22 protein-coding genes are annotated in these 24,470 nt (G+C 63.9%); 14 read left to right on the top strand and 8 right to left on the bottom strand.

Annotated elements, in window-relative coordinates; genetic code table 11:
• The first annotated feature begins 110 nt into the window (after positions 1-110).
• Complete coding sequence (locus VSX60_RS09605; protein WP_327623935.1) at positions 111-2,030, top strand: putative bifunctional diguanylate cyclase/phosphodiesterase; 1,920 nt, start codon at positions 111-113, stop codon at positions 2,028-2,030.
• Between the two features lie 43 nt (positions 2,031-2,073).
• Here VSX60_RS09605 and VSX60_RS09600 read toward each other — a convergent pair whose 3' ends face one another.
• Together VSX60_RS09600 and VSX60_RS09595 are read right to left on the bottom strand one after the other, a co-directional pair.
• Positions 2,074-2,382 (bottom strand): EthD family reductase, encoded by a 309-nt coding sequence (locus tag VSX60_RS09600; RefSeq protein WP_327623934.1) that lies wholly within the window; start codon positions 2,380-2,382, stop codon positions 2,074-2,076.
• Between the two features lie 77 nt (positions 2,383-2,459).
• Positions 2,460-3,128 (bottom strand): TetR family transcriptional regulator C-terminal domain-containing protein, encoded by a 669-nt coding sequence (locus tag VSX60_RS09595; protein WP_442872899.1) that lies wholly within the window; start codon positions 3,126-3,128, stop codon positions 2,460-2,462.
• Between the two features lie 168 nt (positions 3,129-3,296).
• Here VSX60_RS09595 and VSX60_RS09590 point away from each other — a divergent pair, with 168 nt between their 5' ends.
• From VSX60_RS09590 to VSX60_RS09530, 13 genes are all read left to right on the top strand, one after another.
• Entirely contained in the window at positions 3,297-4,625 is a 1,329-nt protein-coding gene (locus VSX60_RS09590) for an aspartate aminotransferase family protein (protein WP_327623933.1), read from the top strand.
• Between the two features lie 24 nt (positions 4,626-4,649).
• Complete coding sequence (locus VSX60_RS09585; RefSeq protein ID WP_327623932.1) at positions 4,650-5,102, top strand: hypothetical protein; 453 nt, start codon at positions 4,650-4,652, stop codon at positions 5,100-5,102.
• Positions 5,103-5,112: 10 nt separating this feature from the next.
• On the top strand, positions 5,113-6,363 hold the full coding sequence (locus VSX60_RS09580; protein WP_327623931.1) for a Zn-dependent hydrolase: 1,251 nt from the start codon (positions 5,113-5,115) through the stop codon (positions 6,361-6,363).
• Positions 6,364-6,502: 139 nt separating this feature from the next.
• Positions 6,503-6,976 (top strand): endonuclease domain-containing protein, encoded by a 474-nt coding sequence (locus VSX60_RS09575; RefSeq protein WP_327623930.1) that lies wholly within the window; start codon positions 6,503-6,505, stop codon positions 6,974-6,976.
• Positions 6,973-8,421 carry a dihydropyrimidinase gene (hydA, locus tag VSX60_RS09570; protein ID WP_327623929.1) on the top strand — a complete coding sequence of 483 codons (1,449 nt, stop codon included), beginning with the start codon at positions 6,973-6,975 and terminating at the stop codon, positions 8,419-8,421. Before VSX60_RS09575 ends, hydA begins: the two co-directional genes overlap by 4 nt.
• 13 nt (positions 8,422-8,434) lie before the next feature.
• The gene (locus VSX60_RS09565) at positions 8,435-9,253 is read left to right on the top strand and encodes an ABC transporter ATP-binding protein (RefSeq protein ID WP_327623928.1); all 819 of its coding nucleotides are present in this window, start codon (positions 8,435-8,437) and stop codon (positions 9,251-9,253) included.
• Between the two features lie 42 nt (positions 9,254-9,295).
• The gene (locus VSX60_RS09560) at positions 9,296-9,625 is read left to right on the top strand and encodes a hypothetical protein (protein ID WP_327623927.1); all 330 of its coding nucleotides are present in this window, start codon (positions 9,296-9,298) and stop codon (positions 9,623-9,625) included.
• A gap of 31 nt (positions 9,626-9,656) precedes the next feature.
• Positions 9,657-10,604, top strand: coding sequence for an ABC transporter permease (locus tag VSX60_RS09555; RefSeq protein ID WP_327623926.1), 948 nt, complete (start codon positions 9,657-9,659; stop codon positions 10,602-10,604).
• Positions 10,601-11,818 (top strand): ABC transporter permease, encoded by a 1,218-nt coding sequence (locus VSX60_RS09550; RefSeq protein ID WP_327623925.1) that lies wholly within the window; start codon positions 10,601-10,603, stop codon positions 11,816-11,818. The genes VSX60_RS09555 and VSX60_RS09550 overlap by 4 nt, the downstream gene beginning before the upstream one ends.
• A 33-nt stretch (positions 11,819-11,851) precedes the next feature.
• Entirely contained in the window at positions 11,852-12,850 is a 999-nt protein-coding gene (locus VSX60_RS09545; RefSeq protein ID WP_442873075.1) for an ABC transporter substrate-binding protein, read from the top strand.
• Between the two features lie 206 nt (positions 12,851-13,056).
• Complete coding sequence (locus VSX60_RS09540; protein WP_327623923.1) at positions 13,057-14,154, top strand: TRAP transporter substrate-binding protein; 1,098 nt, start codon at positions 13,057-13,059, stop codon at positions 14,152-14,154.
• Positions 14,155-14,238: 84 nt separating this feature from the next.
• Positions 14,239-14,790 (top strand): TRAP transporter small permease, encoded by a 552-nt coding sequence (locus VSX60_RS09535; protein ID WP_327623922.1) that lies wholly within the window; start codon positions 14,239-14,241, stop codon positions 14,788-14,790.
• Between the two features lie 4 nt (positions 14,791-14,794).
• Entirely contained in the window at positions 14,795-16,117 is a 1,323-nt protein-coding gene (locus VSX60_RS09530; protein ID WP_327623921.1) for a TRAP transporter large permease, read from the top strand.
• Here the strand turns inward: VSX60_RS09530 and VSX60_RS09525 are convergent, their stop codons facing one another.
• The 6 genes from VSX60_RS09525 to VSX60_RS09500 form a co-directional block, all read right to left on the bottom strand.
• Complete coding sequence (locus VSX60_RS09525; RefSeq protein ID WP_327623920.1) at positions 16,118-19,330, bottom strand: efflux RND transporter permease subunit; 3,213 nt, start codon at positions 19,328-19,330, stop codon at positions 16,118-16,120.
• Positions 19,330-20,880 carry an efflux RND transporter periplasmic adaptor subunit gene (locus VSX60_RS09520; protein ID WP_327623919.1) on the bottom strand — a complete coding sequence of 517 codons (1,551 nt, stop codon included), beginning with the start codon at positions 20,878-20,880 and terminating at the stop codon, positions 19,330-19,332. The genes VSX60_RS09525 and VSX60_RS09520 overlap by 1 nt, the downstream gene beginning before the upstream one ends.
• Complete coding sequence (locus VSX60_RS09515) at positions 20,877-21,389, bottom strand: GbsR/MarR family transcriptional regulator (protein ID WP_327623918.1); 513 nt, start codon at positions 21,387-21,389, stop codon at positions 20,877-20,879. Before VSX60_RS09515 ends, VSX60_RS09520 begins: the two co-directional genes overlap by 4 nt.
• A 72-nt stretch (positions 21,390-21,461) precedes the next feature.
• Complete coding sequence (gene fliI / locus VSX60_RS09510; protein WP_327623917.1) at positions 21,462-22,811, bottom strand: flagellar protein export ATPase FliI; 1,350 nt, start codon at positions 22,809-22,811, stop codon at positions 21,462-21,464.
• Positions 22,808-23,533, bottom strand: a complete 726-nt coding sequence (gene flgF, locus VSX60_RS09505) for a flagellar basal-body rod protein FlgF (protein ID WP_327623916.1) — start codon at positions 23,531-23,533, stop codon at positions 22,808-22,810. Before flgF ends, fliI begins: the two co-directional genes overlap by 4 nt.
• Before the next feature lie 2 nt (positions 23,534-23,535).
• Positions 23,536-24,318 carry a DUF1217 domain-containing protein gene (locus VSX60_RS09500; protein ID WP_327623915.1) on the bottom strand — a complete coding sequence of 261 codons (783 nt, stop codon included), beginning with the start codon at positions 24,316-24,318 and terminating at the stop codon, positions 23,536-23,538.
• Between the last annotated feature and the right edge of the window lie 152 nt (positions 24,319-24,470).

The following is a 24,470-nucleotide window of genomic DNA, read 5'->3' as shown; positions in this document are numbered from 1 at the left end:
GATCTCTGGCGTGCAGTCGGCAACATCTGCGACCTGTTCGAGCCCAAAGAATGTTGGAACTACCTCAAGGCCACTGGCTATGTTGCAGATTAATCGCATGACGCTCTAGAATGCGCAACGGCGTCGCTCTGGTTGCGGTTTTCGGCGCCTTGTTCGGCTTTGCGATGTTCCTCTCCCGCTCCATCGGGAGGACCTTGCGCGAGATGGCGCTGCGCGCCCGGGAACTCGCGAGCGGTGCGTCGGCCAAGCCTGGTGTTCCGAAAGGTCCCCGGGAGGTGCGCGACGTGCTCTTCGCGCTCGAGGAGATGGGTGCGCGCTGTCGCAAGATCGAGGCCACGATGCTGAGCGAGGCCGACATGATGGCCGTGCGTCTCAATCGGCAGGAAAGCCAGTTGGGCGCGGCGTTGAACAATATGACTCAGGCACTTTGCATGCTCGATGGGCAAAAGCGGTTGGTCCTCTCCAACGAGGTGTTCTCTCGCTATTTTGGCGAGGTGGCACCGGGAACGCCGGCTCGGGCCTTTCTCACCGATCCGAGTTTGACACTGCCGTTGCGCGAAAACGAGATGGCAACGGACCTTCTCGAGGTTGGCGGAGCCGTCATGGAGGTGAAGCGCCGCGGCATGCTTGCCAAAGGGCTTTTGATCACCTTTGAGGATATCACCGAGAAACAGCGAATCTCCCGGCGCCTGGAACATGTCGCCGGGCACGACGGGTTGACCGACCTGCCCAATCGCAAGAACTTCGCCGAGGTGCTCGACCAGCGGTTGGCCAAAGGCCGAGACGGGCTCTTGGTCGCCGTGGTGGACATCCGAGGCTTCAAGTCGATCAACGATACCCACGGCCATCCGGTTGGCGATGCGATTTTAAAGGAATGCGGCAACAGGCTCGTGCGAATCGCAGGGCCAAAGGCCACCGTCTCCCGGCTCGGCGGAAACGAGTTCGCGGTCGTATTGCCGGGGGTGCGGGGAACAGGCGACGCGGATGCGTTCGCTGGGGCTCTGGTCGCGAGTTTCGACTCGCCGTTCGACGTGGAAAGTCGCCGGATCGAGGCGAGAGGCAGTGTCGGCACTGTTCATATTGCGGCCGGTCAGCGAATGACGAGCCTCGGCGCGGATATCGTCCTACAGAATTGCGACCTTGCCCTTTACCAGGCAAAGCAGGAGGCGGGGAGCGCTTACCGCCGATTCAAACCCGCCATGCGCGAGAAGCTGCAGCGCCGTCGCGAGATGGAACTCGATCTCCAGAAGGCTCTGGACGAAGGCCAGTTCGAACTGTTTTACCAACCGTTCATCGACACCGAACGGCGGCGCGTCAGCGGTTTCGAGGCCCTGCTGCGTTGGCAGCACCCCGTAAGCGGCATGATTTCACCCGCCGTCTTCATCCCGCTCGCGGAGGAGACCGGCCTGATCGAGCGGCTCGGCAAATGGGCGCTCGAAGCCGCCTGCCATGAAGCCTCCAAATGGCCCGAGGATCTCACCATCTCGGTCAATCTGTCGGCGGTGCAGTTCAAGAGCCCCACTCTCGTCGAGGACGTTCGCGGCGCGTTGGCAGCATCGGGCCTTGCGCCCCGACGGCTGCAGATCGAGGTGACCGAATCGCTGTTTCTGGACGAAGGCGACCGAGTGTTATCGATCCTCAAGGAGTTCCGTCGGCTAGGCCTGACGATTTCCATGGATGACTTCGGGACCGGTTATTCCTCGCTGGGTTATCTGAGCCGCTTTCCCTTCGACAAGATCAAAATCGATCAATCCTTCGTCCGTGATATGGGCCGCGCCGAAAACATCGCCATCGTACGCTCGATCATCGGCCTGTCGCGAGCGCTCAACATGAGTGTCATCGCCGAGGGCATCGAAACGCCGGAGCAGATGCAGATCCTATACAGCGAAGGCTGCCGGGAAATGCAGGGCTACCTCTTCTCCAAGCCAAGACCGTCTTCGGACCTGGCCAAGATGCTGATGGAGGTCGCCAATCAATGGAGAAGTGATTTTCCTTCGCTCGCCGCCGACAAGTCCATGGCTGCGGCCTGAAGCCGCCGCCGCACCGCGGCAGAATACGTCGGTCTTTGAATCGTCAAAGGTCCTTGGTGTCGAACATGAGCAGTTCGACGCCGCCGTCGGCGAAATTGCCGAGATCGGCCGCCGTCGCCTGTCCCTCAGGGGAAGCGAGCCCCGCTTCGATATCGGCCATCGAATCGAAGGTCAGCGTCGCCACGAGATGGTAGCTGCTATCGCCGCCGGGGCCGGCGAGCTTGCCGTCGCTGACATCGTAGTGCCTCAGCCCCGGAATTGTCTTGGCGAGGGGGGCGTGGGTCGCCGCGTAGTGGGCGTCGAATGCCGCCGGGTCCTTCGGATGCTTGTAAAGCGCGATCAGCTTGGCCACGAGTCGGATCTCCCTGGGTGCCGATGCCCACCGGCGCGGGCGATCATGGGCGGAAGACGGCTATTAGGCAACCGGCCTCACGACCTCGGCTTCAGGCCGTTGAGCACCAGGGTCAGGACCGCCTGCGCGGCCTCTTCGCGGAAGCCGGGCCGGTCGACCAGGTCGCCCATCACGGCGCGAATCTGAACATCGAAGTCGGCGTAATGCTGCGTCGTCGCCCAGATCATGAAGATGAGATGGTGGGGGTCGACCGGCGCCAGTTGTCCCCGGCCCACCCATTCGCGAATGATGTCGGCCTTCTCGTCGACCAGTTCTTTCAGCGTGGTCTCCAGGAAGCCGCCCATCACCGGCGCGCCGGCCAGGATCTCGTTGGCGAAGAGGCGCGAAGCGGCTGGCCGCTCGGCCACCATCCGCAACTTCTCGGTAATGTACCGACGCAGTTCCTCGACCGGATCGCCACCGGCATCGATCGCGGCCAGCGGCACCAGCCAGTCGCGGAGCGTGCGCTCGAGTACGGCGTGGTAGATGTCCTGCTTGCGGCGAAAGTAATAAAGTAGGTTGGGCTTGGACATCGCGGCGCGGGAGGCGATTTGGTCGACCGTCGAGCCGCGGAATCCGTGGACCGAGAAGACCTCCAGGGCCGCTTCCAGGATGACCTCGCGGTTGATCGCCTGAATGCGGGTGGGCTGCCGATTGTCATCCTCGACGCCGGCGCGTGAATCCGGTGGAGGGACCGTCGCGTCCAAGACCTGTTGTCCTTCCTTCTTTCGATCGCCGTCCCGTGCCGCTTATCGGTTTCGCGGCGAAGTCGCTTGACCCGTTCCGGGTGACCTTCTAGCCTTCATTTTGACCATTTAGTCAAGATTTCCGGCGCCTTTCCATACTTGGATCGTCGCTTGGCGAGGGGCAAGCCGATGAACGAGCACGCGACGATCGTCCCCAACAATCTCGAAGCCTTCTGGATGCCCTTTACGGCGAACCGGCAGTTCAAGCAGGCGCCGCGTCTGTTCGTCGCCGCCAAGGACATGCACTATACGACGTCCGACGGACGCCAGGTGCTGGATGGCACCGCGGGACTGTGGTGCGTCAATGCCGGTCATTGCCGGCCGAAGATCACCGAGGCGATCCAGCGTCAGGCGGCCGAGCTCGATTATGCGCCGGCCTTCCAGATGGGCCATCCCAAGGCCTTCGAGCTGGCCTCGAAGCTGGCGGCCATCGCCCCCACCGGCCTCGACCATGTGTTCTTCACCAATTCAGGTTCCGAGTCCGTCGAAACGGCGCTGAAGATCGCGCTCGCCTACCACCGCGCCAAGGGCGATGGCGCGCGCTTCCGCCTGATCGGGCGCGAGCGCGGCTATCACGGCGTCAATTTCGGCGGCATCTCCGTCGGCGGCATCGTTGGCAACCGCAAGATGTTCGGCACGCTTTTGACCGGCGTCGACCATATGCGCCATACCCACGACCCCGAGCGCAACGGCTATTCCCGCGGTGAAGCCGAGAATGGTGCCGAACTCGCCGAGGATCTTGTCCGGATCGCGACGCTACACGATCCCTCGACTATCGCCGCCGTCATCGTCGAGCCGGTGGCCGGATCGACCGGCGTGCTGCCGCCGCCGAAAGGCTATCTCAAGCGCTTGCGCGAGATCTGCGACCAGCACGGCATCTTGCTGATCTTCGACGAGGTCATCACTGGCTATGGCCGCATGGGCGCGGCCTTCGCCGCCGATTATTTCGGCGTGACGCCGGACATCATGGTGACCGCCAAGGGCCTGACCAACGGCGTCATCCCGATGGGCGCCGTTTACGTCAAGGACGCGATTTACGACGCCTTCATGAGCGGCGCCGAGCATCTGATCGAGTTCGCCCACGGCTATACCTATTCGGGTAATCCGATCGCCGCCGCGGCGGGTCTGGCAACAATCGAGACCTACAAGGAAGACGGGCTTTTCGAGCGGGCGAAGGCGCTGGAGCCGGTCTGGGCCGACGCGATCCATTCGCTGAAGGGGGAGCGGCATGTCATCGACATCCGCACTATCGGCCTGATCGCGGCAATCGAGCTCGATTCGATCGCAGGCGAGCCGACCAAGCGGGCGTTCTCGGCCTTCCTCAAGGCTTATGAGGCGGGGCTGTTGATCCGCACCACCGGCGATATCATCGCGCTGTCGCCACCGCTGATGATTTCCGAGGATCAGATCGGCGAGATCGTCGAGACGCTACGTGCGGTTCTCGGCGAACTGGAGTGAGGGTAGTCGGGCTTGGGAGCATATTTGCCAGCGATTTTGTCTCTAGTCGGCGCGCTAATAGGTGCGTCTCTGAGCGGATGGCTAGCCTACCGAAAATCGCTGTCGGAGAGATGGTGGGATCGGAAATATCAGGCGTATGCAGAAACGCTGGAAGCCCTGAACTCAATTCGGGAAGATCTCGAGGCAAGCTTTGATGCTCACCTCTTGAACCAGGAACTAGACGAGGAGCATCAGACGGAACTGCGCAAAGCTTATGTTCACGGCCGCAGAAGCGTTGAGAAGCAGCGTTCGATCGGCGGACTCGTCATTTCGGATGAAGCAATCATGGCATTGAAGAAGTTTGAAGAATCTCTGACTCAGGCTGCTGGAGCAAGTGATTATTTTAGTTATCTGGACGGATCGTTGTTCGCGACAAGCCAGGCAATAAGCTCAGTTCTGTCTGAGGGGCGTCGAGAGCTTAGGGCGAAGAATGACTAGGAGGTACTTGATGAATACACCCGGGAACAACCTCCAGATCAACGGCGACCGGCTCTGGGATTCGATCATGGAGATGGCGAAGATCGGCCCCGGCATCGCTGGCGGAAACAACCGCCAGACGCTGACCGACGCCGACGGCGAGGGACGGCACCTGTTCCAGTCCTGGTGCGAGGCGGCCGGCCTGACGATGGGCGTCGATACCATGGGCACCATGTTTGCACGGCGCGAGGGCACCGATCCGGACGCGCTGCCGGTCTATGTCGGCAGCCATCTCGATACCCAGCCGACCGGCGGCAAATATGATGGCGTCCTCGGCGTCCTCGGCGCGCTGGAACTGGTCCGCACGCTGAACGACCTCAACATCGAGACCAAGCACCCGATCGTCGTCACCAACTGGACCAACGAGGAGGGCACCCGCTTCGCCCCGGCGATGCTGGCGTCGGGCGTCTTCGCCGGCGTCCATGACGAGGCCTGGGCGAAGGACCGCGAGGATTCGGCCGGCAAGCGCTTTGGCGACGAACTGAAGCGGATCGGCTGGGAGGGCGACGAGCCGGTCGGCTCGCGCCGGATGAAGGCGTTCTTCGAGCTGCATATCGAGCAGGGGCCGATCCTCGAGGACGAGGGGATCGATATCGGCGTCGTCACCCACGGGCAGGGGCTCTACTGGCTGCAGGTAACGCTGACCGGCCGCGAGAGCCACACCGGTTCGACACCGATGCCCAAGCGGCGCAATGCCGGGCTCGGCATGGCGCGGATCACCGAGCTCGTCCACGAGGTGGCGATGGATTACCAGCCTAACGCCGTCGGCGCGATCGGCCATGTCGAAATCTATCCGAACTCGCGCAACATCATTCCCGGCCGCGCGGTTTTCACCATCGACATCCGTTCACCGTCCAAGGAGACGCTCGACACGATGCGCGAGCGGATCGAGGACGGCATCGACACGATCGCCGAGGCACTCGATATCGGGGTCGCGGTCGACGAAGTCGGGCATTTCGACCCCGTCACCTTCGACGCGGATTGCGTCAAGGCGGTCCGCGACGCCGCTGAACGCCTCGGTTATTCGCACAGGAACATCGTGTCCGGCGCTGGCCACGACGCCTGCTGGATCAACCGCGTCGCGCCGACGGCGATGGTGATGTGCCCCTGTGTCGACGGGCTGTCTCACAACGAGGCGGAGGACATTTCGAAGGAATGGGCGACGGCGGGGGCAAACGTGCTGTTCCACGCCGTGGTGGAGACGGCCGGGATCGTGGAGTAGAATTCGGGGCTGGTTTGGAAGCCGGGGGAGGTCAATATCCGTTGGACGCAGGTGTCTCGCAGAAGAGGTGGAGGAGACGCGAACGCCACCCCCTCGCCCCATCGGGGAGAGGGTGCCGCGAAGCGGCGGGTGAGGGGGCATGATGCCGCCCATCGTTGAGACAGCCCGGCGCCTTCGCCAAGATGAGACCAATGCCGAGATGCGGCTTTGGAGCGATCTTCGCGACCGTCGCCTCAACGGATTCAAGTTTGTTCGGCAGTTTCCTATCGAGCGCTTCATTGTTGATTTCGCCTGTCGCGAACGATCGCTGATCATCGAATTGGATGGCGATCAGCATGGTAACCCAGCCGCCATGCGGCGCGATCGGGAAAGGACTGCGTTTTTGAACGACGCCGGATATTCGGTTCTGCGTTTCTGGAACGCCGAAGTGCTGAGAGAGCGACGGGCCGTTCTAGAGACGATTCTCGCGGCGCTTGAAGGCCTGGACCTCATCCCCTCACCCGGCCTGCGCTTCGCGCCGGCCACCCTCTCCCCGGCGGGGCGAGGGAAACGCGGCGGCGCTGTCGCGGGCGATCGCAAGTCACAGCAAGTCCCGGAGGAATCGCACCCATGACCATCGTCATCAAGAACGGAACCGTCGTCACCGCTGACCGCACGTGGAAGGCCGACGTCCTGATCGACGGCGAGATCATCGTCGATGTCGGGCCCGACCTTTCCGGCGACGAGGTGATCGACGCCTCCGGCGCCTATGTCATGCCGGGCGGCATCGACCCGCACACCCATATGGAGATGCCCTTCATGGGCACCTTCTCGGCCGACGATTTCGATAGTGGCACGGCGGCGGCGCTGGCCGGCGGCACCACGATGACGGTGGATTTCTGCCTGCCGGGACCGGGGCAGGGGCTGATCGACGCGCTGCAAGCCTGGTACCAGAAGGCCGGCAAGGCGCGCACCGACTATTCCTTCCACATGGCGATCACGTGGTGGGGTGAACAGGTCTTCGACGAGATGCCCAAGGTGGTCGAGCGCGGCATCAACACCTTCAAGCACTTCATGGCCTACAAGGGCGCGCTGATGGTGAACGACGACGAGATGTTCGCCTCGTTCTCGCGCTGCGCCGAGATCGGCGCGATGCCGCTGGTCCACGCCGAAAACGGAGACGTCGTCGCCTTCCTGCAGCAAAAACTCATGGCCGAGGGCAATAGCGGGCCGGAGGGCCACGCCTATTCGCGCCCGCCCGAGGTCGAGGGCGAGGCGGTCAACCGGGCGATCATGATCGCCGACCAGGCCGGCGTGCCGCTCTATGTCGTCCACACTTCCTGCGAGCAGGCCCATGAGGCGATCCGCCGGGCGCGGCAAAAGGGGATGCGGGTCTTCGGCGAGCCGCTGATCCAGCACCTCACCCTCGACGAGAGCGAATATTTCAACCCCGACTGGGATCACGCCGCGCGCCGGGTGATGTCGCCGCCGTTTCGCAACAAGCTGCACCAGGATTCGCTCTGGGCGGGGTTGGCGGCCGGCTCTCTCCAGGTCGTTGCCACCGACCATTGCGCCTTTTCGAGCGAGCAGAAGCGCATGGGCGTCGGCGACTTCACCAAGATCCCGAACGGCACCGGGGGCCTTGAGGACCGGCTGCCGGTGCTGTGGACCAAGGGCGTTCGGACCGGCCGCTTGACCATGAACGAGTTCGTCGCCGTCACCTCGACCAACATCGCCAAGATTCTCAACATCTATCCGAAGAAAGGCGCGATCCTGCCCGGCGCCGATGCCGACATCATCGTCTGGGATCCGGCCGCGACCAAGACGATCTCGGCCAAGACCCAGAAGTCGGCGATCGAATACAACGTCTTCGAGGGCATCGAGGTGACCGGCCTGCCGGTGATGAGTTTCTCGCGCGGCCGCCTCGCCTACAAGGAGGGCGATGTGCGCGCCGACACCGGCGACGGCCGCTTCGTCGAGCGGCCCGCCAACGCGCCGGTCAACACCGCGCTGTCGACCTGGAAGGAACTCACCGCCCCGCGCAAGATCGAGCGGTCGGGCATCCCGGCGGGTGTCTGATTTGAACGCGAGAATGGATCAGTCGATCAAGGATGACAGCGCGGAACGGCAGGGGCGGGGCGCGGTCATCTCCGCCCGCAATCTCGACCTCGTCTTCCAGACGGCCGACACGCCCGTCCATGCCCTGTCGTCGATTGATCTCGACATCTTCAAGGGCGAGTTCGTCTCCTTCATCGGCCCGTCCGGCTGCGGCAAGACCACGCTGCTCAGGGTCATCGCCGATCTGGAACAGCCGACCGGCGGCACGATCTCCGTCAACGGCATGACGCCGGACCAGGCCCGGCAGGCGCGCGCCTATGGCTATGTCTTCCAGGCGGCGGCGCTCTATCCCTGGCGCACCATCGAAAAGAACATCGCCCTGCCCCTGGAGATCATGGGCTTCGACAAGGCCGAGCGGAAGGCGCGGATCGAGAGCAATCTCGAGCTTGTCGGGCTCTCCGGCTTCGGCGGAAAATTCCCCTGGCAATTGTCGGGCGGCATGCAGCAGCGCGCCTCGATCGCGCGCGCCTTGTCCTTCGACCCGGATCTCTTGTTGATGGACGAGCCCTTCGGCGCGCTCGATGAGATCGTTCGCGACCATCTCAACGAGGAGTTGTTGAAGCTCTGGGCGAAGACCAAAAAGACCGTGGTCTTCGTCACCCACTCGATCCCCGAGGCGGTGTTTCTGTCGACCCGCATCGTCGTCATGAGCCCGCGGCCCGGCCGCATCCACGAGGTGATCGACTGCGATCTCGGCCCCGACCGGCCGCTGGAAATCCGCGACACGCCGGAGTTTCTGGAAATCGCCCACCGGGTGCGCGAGGGCCTCAGGGCAGGGCACGGCTATGATTGAGGAGCAAGGACGAGGTATCGGCAGGCGGGATGGGTATGGGCAGTGAGCGGCACGGCGACGATCTGGCTATTGGGCGCGGTGTCCGTTTTCCTCGCCGCTGCATCGGCGTCGCGTTACTATGTGTCGACGAACTCGCTCGCGGTGCTGATCCTCGCGCTTTCGCTATACACCCTCGGCAATCTGATGATGATACGATTGATGCGAGAGAGCGGCTTGGGTGTCGCGATTTCGGCTTCCGCGATCGCGCAACTCATCCTGATCAATATCGTCGCGGTTACGGTGTTCGGCGAGCGTCCGCCGCTGCCGCAGGTCGTCGGCATGGCTATCGGCATGGTGGCCTTCGCCTTGATGCTTTGGCCGACTCCGCGATGATCTCGCTCCTCCTGTCTGGATCGGCGGCCGCATGACCGCCGCCCCGCCCATCGCCGAGCCAGGGGCTGGCATCGGCTATGCCGGCCCGCTGCGGCGGCTGGGTCGGCGCATGGCCGAGGGCCGGACCGTGCCGATTCTCACCGTTGTCGCGGCGATTCTGGCGATCTGGTATCTCGCCGCCATCGGGATGAACTGGCAGACCGAGACCGACAAGCTGGTTCGTGCCGGCGAGCCCTACGGTATCGCCGACACGATCGCGGCGACGTGGAGCGCCGAGCGGCCGATCCTGCCGGCGCCGCACCAGATCATCGCGGAAATCTGGAAGTCGACGATGCTCGTCAAGCCGACATCGCCGCGCTCGCTGCTGTTTCATGCGTGGGTGACGCTGTCCTCGACCCTCCTCGGCTTCGTCATCGGCACGGCGCTGGGCGTGGCTCTGGCCGTCGGCATCCTCCATTCGCGCACGCTCGACAAGAGCCTGATGCCGTGGATCATCACCTCGCAGACGATCCCGATCCTCGCCATCGCGCCGATGATCATCGTGGTGCTCAACGCGGTCGGCGTGCAGGGCCTTTTGCCGAAGGCGATCATCTCCACCTATCTGTCGTTCTTCCCGGTCGCGGTCGGCATGGTGAAGGGGCTGCGCTCGCCGGACGCGATGTTGCTCGACCTGATGCACACCTATTCGGCGAGCCGGCCGCAGATATTGGCCAAGCTCCGCTGGCCGGCGTCGATGCCGTTCCTGTTCACATCGATGAAGGTTGCCGTCGCCGCCGCTCTGGTCGGCGCCATCGTTGGCGAATTGCCGACGGGGGCGGTCGCCGGCCTCGGCGCGCGGTTGCTCGCCGGCTCCTATTACGGCCAAACGATCCAGATCTGGTCGGCGCTGGTCGCCGCCGCGGTCATGGCCGGCGTTCTCGTCTGGCTGGTGGGGCTCGGCGAGCGCATTTCGCTCAAGCGCATGGGGATGGCGCGATGACGTTCCGATCGCTCCTAGGCGTCGCGCTCGCCGCCGCTGCCCTATGCGGCCTGATCCTGCCGCTCGCCGTAACAGAGGCAGGGGCGCGCTCGATCCTGTCAGAGCCGCTTCTTGCGGCCTTTGCCGTCGTTGCCATTCTGATCGGCCTTGCCTTTGCAGGACGCGGCATTCGAGAGCTCGGAAGCCATTTCTCCTTTGTCGCCGTGGAGTGGTTCTCGATTGTGTCCGATGCCACTGTATCCGGCTTCGTCGGCTTGGCGCGAACGCGTTGGTTAGCAGCTGCGGTGCTAGTTGTTCTGGCTCATTTTGGTCTGCTGGTGCTGCTGGCGCAGCTGGAGCGGGCAGGCACCCCCGGTTCCGGATTCTGGTTCCTGGCCGTCGCCGCCTGGCTCTCGGCTTGGCTCCTGACCCAACTCCTGGCGGAGCTGCGGGCGCATACGGACCTCCTCCAGCGGCTGATCGATCTGGCCATACCTCTTCTATTTGGCCTCTGGCTGCTATTTCTCTGGGAGGTGACCGTCCGCGGGCTCGCCGTGCCGAGCGTGCTGTTGCCGGCGCCGTCGGACATCGGCATCAGGATCGCGAATTCCTTGTCGATCCTGTGGGCGGACTTCGCCCAGACCTATTTGAAGGCGGTGGTCGCCGGCTATGTGCTCGGCTGTGGTTCGGGCTTTCTCGTCGCGGTGCTGATCGACCGCTCACCCTTCCTCAAGCGCGGCCTGCTACCGATCGGCAATCTGGTCTCGGCGCTGCCGATCGTCGGCGTCGCGCCGATCATGGTGATGTGGTTCGGCTTCGACTGGCCGTCGAAGGCCGCCGTGGTCGTCATCATGACCTTCTTCCCGATGCTGGTGAACACCGTCGCCGGCCTTAATGCCGCAGGCGCCATGGAGCGCGACCTGATGCGCACCTACGGGGCGAGTTCGTCTCAGAGCCTCGTCAAGCTGCGCCTGCCGGCGGCGTTGCCTTTCATCTTCAATGCCCTGAAGATCAACTCGACGCTGGCGCTGATCGGCGCGATCGTGGCGGAATTCTTCGGCACGCCGATCGTCGGCATGGGCTTTCGCATTTCGGCCGAGATCGGCCGCATGAACACCGACATGGTCTGGGCCGAGATCGCGGTCGCCGCGCTCGCTGGCTCGCTGACCTACGGCCTGCTCTCCGTCGCCGAGCGGGCCGCGACCTTCTGGCATCCGTCCTACCGCAAGGGGTAGGCGGCAACATAAAGCAACAAAGGGAGAATGCAGATGAGGAAGCTTCTGGCAGGTGCGGTGGTGGCGCTCGCGGGTCTCGGTTTCACCGGACCGACGATGGCGCAGGACGCGCTGACGCTGCAACTCAAATGGGTGACCCAGGGCCAGTTCGCCGGCTATTATGTCGCCAAGGAAAAGGGCTTCTACGAAGAGGCCGGTCTCGATGTGACGATCAAGCCCGGCGGCCCGGACATCGCGCCCGAGCAGGTGATCGCCGGCGGTGGCGCCGATGTCATCGTCGACTGGATGCCGGCGGCGCTGGCCGCGCGCGAAAAGGGGCTGCCGCTCGTCAATATCGCCCAGCCGTTCAAGAAGTCGGGCATGGAGCTGACCTGTCGCAAGGAGACCGGCATCGAAAAGCCGGAGGATTTCAAGGGCAAGACCCTCGGCGTCTGGTTCTCCGGCAACGAGTATCCGTTCCTGTCCTGGATGTCGAAGCTCGGCCTGACCACCGAGGGCGGCGCGGATGGCGTCACCGTCATCAAGCAGGGCTTCAATGTCGATCCGCTGATCCAGAAGCAGGCCGACTGCATCTCAACGATGACCTACAACGAATATTGGCAGGTGATCGACGCCGGCATCCCGGAAGGCGAACTGACGGTGTTCAAATACGAGGACCAGGGCGTCGCGACACTGGAGGATGGACTCTACGTGCTCGAGGAATCGCTGAACGATCCGGCGATGGTCGACAAGCTCGCGCGTTTCGTCAAAGCCTCGATGAAGGGCTGGGAATACGCCGCCGAGAACACTGACGAAGCGGCGGGGATCGTGCTCGACAACGACATGACCGGCGCCCAGACCGAAGAGCACCAGAAGCGCATGGTCGGCGAGATCAACAAGCTGGTCGACGGCTCGGACGGCACACTCGACACAGCCTCCGCCGACACGACGGTCGAGGTGCTGATGGGCGGCGGCTCGGACCCGGTCATCACCAAGCAACCGGAAGGCGCCTGGTCGAGCGTCGTGACCGACAAGATGAAGGACTTGCAGTAAGGGCGCAGCAGCTCCCTTTATTTAACGAAGGCCGGGGCGTTGCTCCGGCCTTTTTTCATGGCGTGCGGGCAATGCGCTTTGAAAGCTCAAGGGCACGGTCAGCGCCGCACGACCTCTCGGTCGGGGTTGACGAGTGCCGACCTTACGGCTGCTATGTCCACCGCAGGAATTGGTTGGGGTCCCAGGGCCCGACCTGGGAGGATCGCATGCTGAAAACATTGACCAGGCTGTCGCTCGCGGGTGCCGCGCTTGCCGCCATGATGGGTGCCACGCTCGCGCAAGAGGTGACCCTGCGGGTGCATCAGTTCCTGCCGGCGCAGGCGACCATTCCGGACAAGGTGCTGAAGCCGTGGGCCGAAAAGGTAGAGGCGGAATCCGACGGGCGAATCAAGGTCGAGTTCTATCCCTCGATGCAGCTCGGCGGCTCGCCGCCCGAACTCTTCGATCAGGCGCGGGACGGCGTCGCCGACGTCATCTGGACGGTGCTGGGCTATACGCCGGGCCGCTTTCCGAAGTCCGAGACCTTCGAACTGCCCTTCATCATGACCGATGCGGTCTCGACCTCGAAGGCGTTCCAAGCGTTCGTGGAAAAGAACGCGATGGACGAATTCGAGGACGTCCACCTTCTCGCCGTTCATACCCATGGGCCGGGGCTGTTTCACACCAAGGAGACGATCAACAAGCTGGAGGACCTGAACAGCATGAAGATTCGCGGAGGCTCGCGGATCATCAACCAGCTTCTGGAAAAACTCGGCTCGACGCCGGTCGGCATGCCGGTGCCCGCGGTTCCTGAATCGCTCTCCAAGGGCGTGATCGACGGCGCGACGATCCCCTGGGAGGTGACGCTGCCGTTGCGGATCGCCGAACTGGTGAAAAACCACACCGGCTTTTCCGGCGACAACGGCATGTACACCCAGACCTTCGCCATCGTCATGAACAAGGACAGCTACGAAAACCTGCCCGACGATTTGAAGGCCATCATCGACGACAATTCCGGGATGAAGTTGGCGGAAATGGCCGGCAAGGCGATGCAGGCCAGCGATAAGGTTGGCGAGGCAAAGGCGCGCGATGCCGGCAATACCGTCGTTACCCTCGACGAGGCCGAGACCGCGCGCTTCAAGGACGCCTCGCAGGCGGTTATCGCGGAGTGGGTGGCGCAAGGGGAGGGGCGTCAGCAGCTTCTCGACGACGCCGAGGCGCTGATCGACCAATACACCGGAGAAGGTGCGGCGGGCGCGGGCGCGGCTACGGCCACCCCGGCGGCCGCTGAGCCGGATACTGCCGCTGAGCCCGAAAAGAAATAGGACCATTGGGTCGGCGGTGCGACAGAGTATGCGCCGCCGCGCCTCGCCTGGACGATTTATCCCGCATGCAATGGTGAACCGGTTTTGAGCGATGCCGCAGGATTTGACGACGGGTCCGGCCGCCTTGGCCGCGGCGTCGACGCGGCGGCGACGCTGCTCGCCTATGCCGGCGGCTTCTGCCTCGTCTTCATCATCGTTTTGACCTGCGTTTCGATCGCGGGGCGAGCGCTTCTCACTCTCGGTTTCGGCTTCGGACCCGTGCCCGGCGATTTCGAAATGGTCGAGATCGCCTCCGGCGTCGCGGTGTTCCTCTTCCTGCCGCTGTGCCAGCTGAAGCGCGGCCACGTGACGGTGGATCTCTTCGCCGGAGCGATGGGGCGGCGCGGCGTTGCGATCACCGACCTCGCCGGCAATGCGCTGATGACCGGCGCCTCCGCCATCATTCTCTGGCGGCTTCTGGCCGGGCTCCAGGACAAGATGCGGACGGGAGAGGAGAGCTTCATTCTGGCGATTCCAGTCTGGTGGGGATACGCGCTCTCGTTTGTCGGCACCGTTGTCTTTCTGCTCGCCTGCCTCGTGACCGTGAGGCGCTCGGCGCGCGCATGCTTGATTCTTCTCCCGAAGTCCCGAGCGTAACCCCTTGTCCAATCTAGAACTCGCGCTGCTGTCCTTCCCGGTTCTCCTGGTGCTCATCTTCCTGCGGATGCCGATCGGGCTGGCCATGCTGGTCTGCGGCTTCGTCGGCAACTGGCTCGTCCTCGGCCGGCCGACGCCAATCCTGGCGCAGCTGAAATCGCTGACCTTCACCACTTTTTCGAGCTACTCGCTGTCGATCATTCCGCTGTTCCTGCTGATGGGCCAGTTCGCCGCCAAGGGCGGCATGTCGCAATCGCTGTTCGGCGCCGCCAATGCCTGGCTGGGTCATCGCAAGGGCGGCGTCGCCATGGCGGCGATCGGCGCATGCGCCGGGTTCGGCGCGATCTGCGGCTCATCGATCGCGACGGCTGCGACCATGGGCAAGGTCGCGCTACCCGAACTCAAGCGCTACGGCTACGATGGCGGCCTGGCCACCGGGACGCTCGCCGCCGGCGGCACCCTCGGCATCCTGATCCCGCCCTCGGTCATTCTGGTGATCTATGCGATCCTGACCGAGCAGAATATCGCCAAGCTGTTTCTGGCGGCCTTCATCCCCGGCTTGCTGGCGATGCTCGGCTACATGTTCACCATCGCGATCTATGTCCGGCTGAAGCCCAATTCCGGCGGCACGCGAGCGAAGGCGTCCTGGGGTGAGCGGCTGCGCCTGACCCGGGACGTCTGGCCGGTGCTCATCGTCTTTTTACTGGTCGTCTTCGGCATCTATTTCGGCTGGTTCACGCCGACCGAGGGCGCGGCGGTCGGTGCGGCCGGAACCGGCCTCATCGCCTTCCTCAATGGCGGCCTGACGCGGCAAGCCTTATCTGAAAGTTTTGTGGAAACAGCCGTCTCTACTGCGATGATTTTTTTCATCATTCTGGGTGCCGGCGTCTACAATTCGTTCCTCGCCCTCAGCCAGTTGCCGCAGGAATCGGCTGCCTGGGTGGTGGGACAGGGCCTCTCGCCCTGGCTGGTGATGACGATCATCCTTTTGACCTATCTGGTTTTCGGCTGCGTCATGGATTCGCTGTCGATGATCCTCCTCACCGTGCCGATCTTCTTCCCGATCGTCACTGGTCTCGACTTCGGCCTGCCGCCGGACGAATTCGCCATCTGGTTCGGCATCCTCATCCTGATCGTCGTCGAGGTGGGGCTGATCACGCCGCCCGTCGGGCTCAATCTGTTCGTCATCAATTCGATGGCCAAGGACGTGCCGATGATCCGGACGTTTCAGGGGGCTGCGCCCTTCGTCGCCGCCGACATCGTCAGGACGATCATCCTGACGATGTTTCCGACGATCACGCTGGTGATGGTGCGCTGGCTCTACTGATCACTCCGCCGGAACCGTGGCGTTCGGTCGCGGCTCGAAAGATCCGGGGCCTGCGAGCGGATCACCGCGCAGCGGGCTCGGCGCATTGAGGCCGCGCCGCCGCTTTACCCACGCGGCAATGCTTTCGCCGAGCATCAAAAGGGCGGGCGTCAGCACCAGCGTGAGGATGGTCGCGAAGGTGAGGCCGCCGGCGATGGCGCTCGACAGTTCCGTCCACCATTGCGTGGAGGGGGCACCGAACTGGATCTCGCGGCGGATGAAGTCGATATTGGCGCCGACAACCATCGGCACGAGCCCGAGAACGGTGGTGACCGAGGTGAGAAACACCGGGCGCAGGCGTTGCGCGCCAGTGCGCAGGATCGCCTCCAGCGGCGGCTGACCCGATCTGCGCAAGACGTTGTAGGTGTCGATCAGGACGATGTTGTTATTGACGACGATGCCGGCGAGCGCGATCACGCCGATGCCGCCCATGACGATGCCAAAGGGCCGGCCAGTGATCAGCAGGCCGTAGAAGACGCCCGCCGTCGAGAACACGATCGCGCTCATCACCAGGAACGCCTGGTAGATCGAGTTGAACTGGGTGACCAGGACGACGAACATCAGGAAGATCGCCGCCGAGGCCGCTCCCGTGAGGAAAGTGGCTGCTTCGGCCTGATCCTTGGCCTCGCCGCCGAAACTGTAGTCGACCCCGGGGGGAAGCTCGGCCCTGTCGAGCGCGGCACGCAGTTTGACGATCTGGTCGTTGGCAAGAACGCCCTTCGCGACATCCGCTTCCACCGCCATGACGCGGCGTTGGTCGATCCGGATGATCGTGCCGACCTTCGGCGCCGGCTGGAAGGAGACGAAATTGCGGATCGGCACCAGCCCGCGCGCCGTCGGAATACGCAGCCCCTCCAGCCGTTCCAGGGTCCGGTCGCCGGCCGGAAAGCGGACGCGGATCGGCACTTCGCCGTCGCCGCCCGCATCGTCGGGCCTGTAGTCCGAGACCTCGATGCCGGCGGTCAGAAGCCGCACCGCCTGGCCGAGAAGCGACACGTCGGCGCCGTAGCGCGCGGCTTCCTCGCGGTTCACCTGCAACTGCCATTCGACGCCCGGCGGCGAACGCGTATCGGTGACGTTCTCGAATCCGCCGATGTCCTCCATCAGGCCCCTGAGGGTGACGACGCCGTTGGCCAGGGAATTCAGATCGGATCCGCGCAGCTTGACGTTGATCGGCTTGCCACCGGCCGGTCCGTTCTGCTCCTGCTGAACCTGGATGGTGATGCCGGGAATGTCGGCCACGCGCGCTCGAATGTCGTCGAAGATCAGCACCGCCTTGCGCCGGGTGTCCCATTCATCCAGTTCCAGCTGTATCGTGCCGATGACGTCGGCTCCGAGCTGACGCGAGCCGCTTTCGCCAAGTGTGCGGGCATAGACGGTCTCGACCTCGTCCATGCCAAGCAGGCGCTCCTCGACCCGGCGCACGAGCGCGTCCTTTTCGAAAATCGAGAAATTGTCCCGGGCGCGGATCTGGACCTGCGCGAATTCCGGCTCGATCGCGGGGAAGAATTCGACGCCCTTGCCGTATTGGGAAAAGCCGTAAATCGCGCCGACGAGCAGCGACAAAGCGATGACCAAGGTGGCGAATGGACCTTTGACGGCGCTCCGCAGGATGCGCAGATAGACGCCGGTGAGCCCGCCGATGAGCGACAGGTCGCCGTTCTCCGCCGCCTCCAATGCGCGCCGCTGCTTTGCCGGCATCGGCTGCGCCTTGCCGATCAGCCCGCCGAGAACCGGAATGAACACAAGCGCCATGAACAGCGACGCCGTCAGCGTGATCAGCACGGTGAGCGGAAGGAACTTCATGAACTCGCCGACAAGTCCCGGCCAAAACAGCAGCGGCGTGAACACGACGAGGGTCGTTACGGTCGAGGCGATGATCGGCCACGCCATCCGTTGCGCCGCATGTCGATAGGCATCGCGCGGCGAGGCTCCTTCCAGAAGCCTGCGGTCGGCAAGTTCCGTCGTCACGATCGCGCCATCGACGAGCATGCCGACCACCAGGATCAACGAAAACAGGACGACGATGTTCATCGTGAAGCCGAACGCCCACAGGATCGTGATCCCGGCAAGGAACGAGCCGGGAATCGACAGCCCGACGAGAATGGAGCTGCGAAGGCCCAGCGTCGCCACAATCACGATCATGACGAGAATGATCGCCGAGATAACGTTGTTCTCGAGATCGCCGAGCATCGTTTTCACCTGCGCGGACTCGTCCTGCAGATACTCGACGCCGACCGTGTCCGGCCAGGTCGCCTTGTGCCGGTCGACGACCGCGCGGACGGCGTCGACCGTTTCGATAATGTTGGCTCCGGACCGCTTCTTGATTTCCAGCGCGAGCGAGGGTTCGCCGTCGATCCGCGCGAAGCCGTCGGGATCCTCGAAGGTCCGCCGCGCGATGGCGACATCCTTGAAGGTCAGCACGGTGGAGCCGTCGACCTTGACCGGCATGTCCAGGACGTCGCGAATGTCCTCGATCAGACCGGGCACCTTGAGGACGATCCGGCCTGCGCCGGTGTCGAGGGCTCCGGCCGCGATCAGGCGGTTGTTGCGGCTGATTTGGCTGACCAGTTCGTCGAAGGACAAATTGTAGGTCTCGAAGACCGTCGGCTCGATCAGCACTTCCATCAGTTCGTCGCGGTCGCCGCCGATATCGACTTCGAGGACGCCCGACAGCGCTTCCAGGTCGTCGCTGAGGGCATTGGCGATATTGACCAGCGAGCGCTCGGGGATCGGTCCGGACAGAACCACGGTCAGGATCGGAAAAAGCGAGGTGTTGACCTCGTTGACCTTGGGCTCATCGACCTCGGCGGGAAGGTTCGGCTTCGCCCGATCGACGGCGTCCTTGACGTCGGTCAGGGCTTCGTCCGCGTCGAAGCCCGCCTCGAATTTCAGCTGCACGGAAGCGTAGCCTTCCGCGGCGTGGGATTCCATTTCGTCGAGGCCCGACAGTGACGACAGCTCAGTCTCCAGGGGCCTGACCAGAAGTCGCTCGCTGTCCTCCGGCGAGATGCCCTCCAAGGTCGCAGTCACGTACATCACCGGGATCGGGATGTCGGGCGAGGATTCCTTCGGAATGGCCTGGTAGCCGATAACGCCGGCGACGAGGATCAGTGCGAGGATGAGCAGAACGGTGCGCGAGCGGTCGAAGCCCGCTTCGATGAGGGCGTTCATCAGCGCCCCCCGGCCGTGTCCGTCGCAAACAGGGCGTTCGCCAGTGTCGCCGTGATCTCGCCGGTGACGTCGAGATCATTGTCGCGCTGGAACTTCTTGATCGCCTCGCGGGTCGCGTCCCCCAGCAGGCCGTCGATCGGTCCCGGTTCGTAGCCCAAGCTGCGAAGCCGTCTTTGCAAGAGCTGAATCGACGGTTCTTCGCCGGGGCTCTTGGCTTTTGGGTCGCTCGGATCGGACGGCTCGGTCAGTGCCGCTGTCTCAACTGTGTTTTGCGTCGAAGGAGAAGTGGCCGTGCGCACGCTTCCAGTCGCTGTCTCCGGACCCTCGGCTGTCGGCACATTGTCCAGAATGCCGTCGCCCGCCGCCACAGGCTCGGCTTCGGGAGGCGTGATCGCCGGATTCGACGGCTCACCGCGCGCGTCACCGGGTTTTGCCTCGATCACGCGGACGTCTTCACCTTCGGAAACAAAACCCTGGCCGACGGTAATGATCCGCAGAGTCTCGGGAAGTCCGGCGACCCATAGCCCGGTCGTTTCCGCGCGAACGAGTTCGATCGGGTGGAAGGTGACCTTGTTCTCGGCATTGACGGCCTTGACGCCGAGCGTGCCGTCCGACCCGAGTGCCAGAACGGCCGCGGACAGGAAATGCGCGGGGACCTCCCCGACGGGAATGCGCACCTGCGCCGAGATACCGGCGGGAATGTCGCGTTTGGGATTGGGCACGGTGATCTCGACCGGGAAGGTTCGGGTAGCGGAACTGGCGTTCGCAGCGATATAGCGGACGGTGCCCTGACGGGTTTCCCCGGTAATGAAGGTCACCGAGGCGGACTGTCCGGTACGCACGCGCGCGACATTTTGCTGGGCGATCTCGACATCGACAGTCAGCGGATCGTTGTCGATCTGGATGCCGACCTCCGCGCTCGCGGCAACGAACTCGCCGAGATCCAGATCGAACCGGTCGAGGGTGCCGGTGATCGGTGCGCGGATCTCGGTGTCGCCGGTGGTCTTTTCGATCGCGGCCAGCGACGCTCGCGCCTTGGCCAACTCGGCCTGCGCTTCTTCCACCTGGGCCGCCGTCGTATAGCCGCGATTGGCCAACCCCGACACGCGGTCGAATTCGCCCTGGCGGCGGGCAAGTTCGGCCTCGGCCTGTATGCGCTGCGCCTCGCGGTCGGCGAGGGCGATCTTGGCGATCAGCGCGCCTTCCTCGAGAAAGTCGCCTTTCTTGACGGCGATGGCCTCGACCGTGCCGCCCACTTTAGCGCGAACCGGCGTCGTGCGGTCAGGTAGAACCTGACCCTCCGCTGCGACGAACTCCACCACCGGCTTGGCGCGGGAGGCGAATGCCTCGACCTTGAAGGGTTCGCGGGTCTTGGATTTCGTCGCTTCGACAGCTTGATCCTGGTCGGGATAATAATAGCCCGAGCCCATCCAGCCGACGAGGGCGAGGACAAATAAAGCCGCCAGCCAGCCGGCGCGTGACTTGCGCTCCTTCGGCGCCGGCTCCGATTCAGCGACGGGGGAGGGACCTGTGTGCTCGTGCGGATTCATTGCTTGCCCCGCCCTTCTTCATCGAGCTGGCACAGCTTGGCCGCGAGGTCATTGAGCGAGGCGACAGCGGTTTCGAAAAACGCGCGGGCCTGCTCGAGGCGCTGACGCTCGGCCGTCGCGTCGGGCGACAGGTCGGCCTCCGCCGTGATGATACTGGCTTGCGTCTCTTCCATCCGGTGGGCCACGCCGCGAATCATGTTGACGTAGGGCCGGTCGGCGAGACGGAAGAAATCCTGCCGCTCCCCCTCGACCTGAACCTTGACGATGAGCCCCTGGCTTTCGAGCAGGCGGGCATTGGTCGAGATTGAGGCCCGGCTAACGCAAAGTCGCGCCGCAAGGTCGCTGAAGCTGACAACGCCCGGCTCCAGGATCATCAGCCCGAATAGCCGTCCGGCGATGCGCGGCATGCCCTCCGCTTCCAGGTGATCGCCCATCCGGTCGATGAAGCGGGCGCGGCAAAGGTCCTGCGGGCAGGCGCAGACCAGATCTTGATCGATAGCGATATTCATCGATCGCAAATACGAGTGGCCCGTCGTTCAGTCAAGACTGAACAGAAGAAATTGTTCAGTTGCGACTGAACGTCACGCCTTGGCCGGCCCCCGCGCGGCGGCAAAGCTCTTCTTCAGCCGTGCGCTGAGCTCGGCAAAGGGCTCGACGTTCGTGACGGCTCCGGGGTGCTGGATCATATAGTCGTAAACATGCGGAACGAGGTCGACGGCCTGATCCAGGGTCTCGTCGTTGCCGCGCTGATAGCCCCCGAGCAAACGCAGATCGCGCGTGTCCTCGTATCGCGAGATCATGCTGCGCAGGCGCGTGACGAGCTCGCGCTGCTGCTCGTCCCAGACCCGGTCGGCGAGGCGCGAGATCGATTTCAGCACGTCCACCGCTGGAAACCGGCCCTGCTCGGCGATCGCCCTGTCGAGAACGATATGGCCGTCGAGCGTGCCCCGGATGGCGTCGGCGATCGGATCATTGTGATCGTCGCCGTCGACCAGAACGGAGAAAATGCCGGTGATCGTCCCGGAGCCATCGAGGCCGGGGCCGGCGCGCTCGAGAAGCCGCGGCAACTCGGAAAAGACGCTGGGCGGATAGCCGCGCGCGACCGGTGGTTCGCCGGCCGCGAGCGCCACGTCGCGGGCGGCATGGGCGAGGCGGGTTACGCTATCGACGATGAGCAGGACGTTTTCGCCACGGTCACGAAAATACTCGGCGACCGATGTCGCTGTGCGTGGCGCGAGCCGCCGCATCATCGGGCTCTCGTCTCCCGTCGCGACCACAGTGACGAGCTTTTGCAAGTCGCCGCCCATCGTCTCTTCGAGAAATTCGCGCACTTCGCGGCCGCGCTCGCCGACGAGAGCGACGACCACGGTGTCGAAGCCTTGCGCGCGCGCCAGCATACCCATCAGCGTCGACTTGCCGACGCCGGAGCCGGCGAAGATGCCGATGCGCTGCCCTTTGACCAGCGGGGTAAAGATATCAATCGCATGCACCCCGGTCGGCACCGAGCCGCCGACACGGCCGCGTCGCAGCGCCGGTGGCGGCGCGGCATCGGCCAGGCGATCCTCGTCGCCGGCGGCCAGCGGCCCCGCCCCGTCGCAGGGCATGCCGAACGCGTTCACGACCCGCCCCTTCCAGCGCTCCGACGGCGCGACCGTCAGCGGACCGATCCGCCTTGCGGGCGCCTTGACTCCACGGTTGAAGCGGCTGCCGAAGGGCTTGATGGTCAGGCTGTCCGCCTCGATGCGGACTACCTCGCCGATTTCCTCACCGTTTGGGCCGGGACAGGCGACGCAGTCGCCGAGCCGCACGAAGGGCGACAGACCCGCCACCTTGAAGGCCTGGGGCGACACGTCGACGATGTGTCCCGAGATCGCGAGGCGCTCCTCCTCGAGTGGCGGGATCTTGTAGCTGCTTTCCGCAAATGCCGTCACGACATGTTACCGAGATTCTTGACCGCATCGTCGAGCGTGCGCTCGGAGGTCTGGACGAGATTGGAGGCACTTTCGAACGCGCGCTGCAGGGCGATGAGACGACTGATCTCCAGGACCGGATTGACGTTGGAGCCTTCGACGAAACCCTGCATGACGCCGACATCGCCGAAGTCGACAAGGGGAACCGCGGCCTGGTCAGGGATGACGCCGGAGTTCTCGAACCGCGTTAGGTTGGCGTTCCGCGGCATGGCGAACAGCCCGACCGCGCCGATCTGGCCGCCGTTTTGCGTGATCATGCCATCGCGCGCGATCGCGATAGGTCCGGCGTTCGGGTCGACCTGTAAGGGGGCGGCACCAACGTCGAGGATCGGGTAGCCATTGAGCGTTTCCACCGTCCCTTCGGCGCTGATCCGCATTCGTCCGTCGCGCGTATAGACCGGGCCGTTGGGTCCCTGGATGGCGAAGAACGCATCGCCGGAGACCGCCATGTCGAGCGTATTGCCAGTCTGGGTCATTTCCCCTGCGCGGGTCGACAGATACGTCGTGCCCTCGGAGGCGAAGGCGACAGGGTCCGGTCCGGCCCGGGAGATCAGCGCCTCGAACTTGATTTCTTCGGCCCGAAAGCCGGCGGTGCGGGCATTGGCGACATTGTGCGCGATCGTGTCCAGCCGCTTCTCGAGGGCCAGTTGCGCGGACAGGGCGACGGGAAGTGCGGTCTGCAAGGTCAGAAGCCTCCGCTGCGGTACGACTGGAGTGTGAGCAGCAGGTTGCCGTCGATGCCGGCGCTCGGCGATCCGAATAGCGCAAGGGCAGGATTGGTCGCTTGTGCCGAGGTTTCTGTCGTGTCGTAGATCGCGGTGAAGCGCGTCAGCAGCTTCTGCAGTTTCTCGGGATCCTTCAAATCCTCGATGTCCAGCCGCTGTTCATAGATCGCCGCCTGTTTGTCGATATCGAGCGCGCCGATCTCGGGGGGAATGCCGAAGGCGACCTGGACGACCTTCATCAAAGCGCTGTCGGCGAGGATGGAAAACGTCGTGGTGATCGTCGGGGCGGCGCGTTCGAAATACAGAGCGAGCCGCGCGCCTTCGCTCTGGGTTCCGGTGTCTTCCTCAAGCGTCTGGCGAACATATTTGTCGACGACGCCCTGCTGGGCTCGGTCGAATGCCATGGCGGTCTTGTCGTAACGCGCGAAGTTGAAGGTTTCGGCGAAGTCCTTGTAGCGATTGTCGGTCAGCTTGTTGGCAAAGCTCTCCTTGTCGTCGATGCCTTCGACCAGAACCTTGCGCATGAACGCCTTGGCATAAGTCATATCCTCGAGCCCGAAGGCCTTCATGGCATAATTGTAGACACGATCGTTGGAGAGGAAATCCTCGACCGTCTTGATCGAGGAGATTGCCTCCAGATAGCGTTCGGTCGCGCGTTCGACCGTCGGTTGCTTCGCCGTGCGATCGAGAGCGGCCGGAAGATCGCGACGTATGAGTTCGAAACTGGTCGTTGCGCCCAGCATGGTCGCGCCCTCCGGTAAACATATTTCAAGTGGTCCGAAAATCGGGCAGCTTGCTTGCGCCAGGCTGTTCGGCAAGAGCGAGCGGGTTTTCCTGACCGCGCCGACCCTTCGGCAAGGCTCGCACAAGCGGGCCTACCTACCGGTGACACTCG

The organism is Aurantimonas sp. A3-2-R12 (assembly GCF_036016755.1).
Classification (GTDB): domain Bacteria; phylum Pseudomonadota; class Alphaproteobacteria; order Rhizobiales; family Rhizobiaceae; genus Aurantimonas; species Aurantimonas coralicida_A.
The sequence above is the reverse complement of the archived record's forward strand: the minus strand, read 5'-3'. Positions and strand labels throughout refer to the sequence as shown.

Coding starts and splice junctions, on each gene's coding strand:
- VSX60_RS09605 (WP_327623935.1), top strand. CDS start 111: ATGCGCAACGGCGTCGCTCTGGTTGCGGTTTTCGGCGCCTTGTTCGGC.
- VSX60_RS09590 (WP_327623933.1), top strand. CDS start 3,297: ATGAACGAGCACGCGACGATCGTCCCCAACAATCTCGAAGCCTTCTGG.
- VSX60_RS09580 (WP_327623931.1), top strand. CDS start 5,113: ATGAATACACCCGGGAACAACCTCCAGATCAACGGCGACCGGCTCTGG.
- VSX60_RS09575 (WP_327623930.1), top strand. CDS start 6,503: ATGATGCCGCCCATCGTTGAGACAGCCCGGCGCCTTCGCCAAGATGAG.
- hydA (WP_327623929.1), top strand. CDS start 6,973: ATGACCATCGTCATCAAGAACGGAACCGTCGTCACCGCTGACCGCACG.
- VSX60_RS09565 (WP_327623928.1), top strand. CDS start 8,435: ATGGATCAGTCGATCAAGGATGACAGCGCGGAACGGCAGGGGCGGGGC.
- VSX60_RS09555 (WP_327623926.1), top strand. CDS start 9,657: ATGACCGCCGCCCCGCCCATCGCCGAGCCAGGGGCTGGCATCGGCTAT.
- VSX60_RS09550 (WP_327623925.1), top strand. CDS start 10,601: ATGACGTTCCGATCGCTCCTAGGCGTCGCGCTCGCCGCCGCTGCCCTA.
- VSX60_RS09545 (WP_442873075.1), top strand. CDS start 11,852: ATGAGGAAGCTTCTGGCAGGTGCGGTGGTGGCGCTCGCGGGTCTCGGT.
- VSX60_RS09540 (WP_327623923.1), top strand. CDS start 13,057: ATGCTGAAAACATTGACCAGGCTGTCGCTCGCGGGTGCCGCGCTTGCC.
- VSX60_RS09525 (WP_327623920.1), bottom strand. CDS start 19,330: ATGAACGCCCTCATCGAAGCGGGCTTCGACCGCTCGCGCACCGTTCTG.
- VSX60_RS09520 (WP_327623919.1), bottom strand. CDS start 20,880: ATGAATCCGCACGAGCACACAGGTCCCTCCCCCGTCGCTGAATCGGAG.
- VSX60_RS09515 (WP_327623918.1), bottom strand. CDS start 21,389: ATGAATATCGCTATCGATCAAGATCTGGTCTGCGCCTGCCCGCAGGAC.
- VSX60_RS09500 (WP_327623915.1), bottom strand. CDS start 24,318: ATGCTGGGCGCAACGACCAGTTTCGAACTCATACGTCGCGATCTTCCG.